1 protein-coding gene is annotated in these 1,895 nt (G+C 79.9%); it reads left to right on the forward strand.

Annotated features, from left to right (window positions below; genetic code table 11):
• On the forward strand, positions 1-1,895 hold a 1,895-nt coding region (locus tag GTR00_RS20000; protein WP_166613295.1), incomplete at both ends, for a SpoIIE family protein phosphatase.

The raw sequence follows: 1,895 nt of genomic DNA on the forward strand, positions 1-1,895 counted from the left end.
GTCGAGTGGGTGGACGCGGCCTTCACCCGCGTCACCGGGCTGCCGGCCGGCGCCGTGCTGGGCGGGCCCTGCTCGCGGCTGGTGCCGGGCGAGGAGACCGCCCGCGCCGCGCTGCGCCGCGCGGTGCGCGCCGGCCGCACGGCCTCCACGACGGTCCCCACCGAGCGCGCCGACGGCACCCGCTTCCTGCACCGCGTGCACGCCACCCCGCTGCGGGACCGCTCCGGCGCGGTGCACCACGTGGCCACCTGGCACGCCGACGCCACCGCCCCCGAGGAGGCGCCGGCGCCGGACCCGCTGCGCGAGCTGGACGCCCTGGCCGCGCCCGCGCTGACCCGCGAGGCGCTGGTCGCCGCCCTGGGCGCCACCGTGCGCGCCCTGGCCGGCACGGTGGTGCGGGCCGCGCTCGTGGTCCTCGCCGACGAGCCCGCGGCCCGCGGCGGCGCCGGGGCCCGGGTGGTCGCCGCGGCGGGGGAGCCCTTCGAGGGGCTGCTGGGCCGGGCGTGGCGCCGGCCGCCGGGTGCGCGCGGCGAGGACCCGCTGCTGGACCCACCGGGGCCCGCCGGCCCGCAGCTGCGACCGCCGCCCGCCGGGGCGCCGGGCAGCGCGTCGGCCTGGCTGCGGGAGCTGACGGGCCCGGCGGGCGCGGGGGTGTCGGTGGTGGCGGTGCCCGGGCGCGGGCACGTCCTGGGGTGGTTGGTCGTCGTCCCCGGCGGGGCCGCGGCGGGCGTGGACGGGGCCGTCCTGCGCGCCGCGGCGCGCCGCGCCGGGTTGGCGGTGGAGAACGCGAGATTGCACGCACGGGAGCACGAGTTGTCAGAGACGCTGCAGCGCAGCATGTTGCCGGAGCACACCGCGGTCGAGGGGCTGGACGTGTGGACGTTCTACGCGCCCAACGCCGACCACGCCCAGGTGGGCGGGGACTGGTACGACGTGCTGCAGGGGCCCGACGGCAGCGCGGGCGTCGTCATCGGCGACGTGGTGGGCCACGACGTGCAGGCCGTGGCCGCGATGGGCCAGATGCGCTCGCTGGTGCGCTCGGCCGCGCAGGAGCTGGACGACCCGGGCAGCGTGCTGATGCGCGTGGACCAGCTCGCCGCGGGCGTGAGCATCCCGCGCATGGCGAGCCTGGTGTACGCCACGCTGCAGCGCCTGGACGACGGCGGCTGGGAGGTGGCCTGGAGCAGCGCCGGGCACCTGCCGCCGCTGCTGCGCCGCGCGGGCGGCGGGCCGGGCGCGGTGGAGGTCCTCAGCGACGCCACCGGCACCCTCGTGGGCCTGGGCGAGCGGCCCCGGCCCACGCGCGAGCGGGCGCTGCGCCCGGGCGACGTGCTGGTGTTCTACACCGACGGCCTCATCGAGGCGCGCCACCGCCCGATGCGCGACGGCATGGAGGTGCTCGTGGAGGTCCTCGCCGGCAGCCGCGCCCCCGACGCCGCCGGCATCGGCGAGGAGCTGCTGCAGGGCCTGGGCGAGTCCCCCGAGGACGACACCGCGATCGTCGTGGTGCGGGTGCCGGAGGAGGTGGGCGAGCCGGCGCAGCGGGTGGCGGACACGCCCCGGCGCCGCCGCTGGCAGCTGCCCCCCGAGCCGTCGTCGGTGGGCAAGGCCCGCCACGCCACGCTGCGCGCCTGCGCGGTGTGGGGGCTGGCGGTGGGCCCGCAGGCGGAGATCGTGGTCTCCGAGCTGGTCGCCAACGCCGTGCTGCACGGCTGGGGGCCGGTGGGGCTGCGGCTGTTCGACCTGCCCGGGGCGCTGCGCGTGGAGGTCGAGGACGACAGCCCCGAGCACCCCCGCGTCGTGCAGGCGCGCCCCGACGGCGCCGGCGGGCACGGCATGCGGGTGGTCGCCACGCTGGGCCGCTGGGGCGTCACCCCCACCCGCCGCGGCAAGAT

The organism is Kineococcus indalonis (assembly GCF_009906395.1).
GTDB classification, from domain to species: domain Bacteria; phylum Actinomycetota; class Actinomycetes; order Actinomycetales; family Kineococcaceae; genus Kineococcus; species Kineococcus indalonis.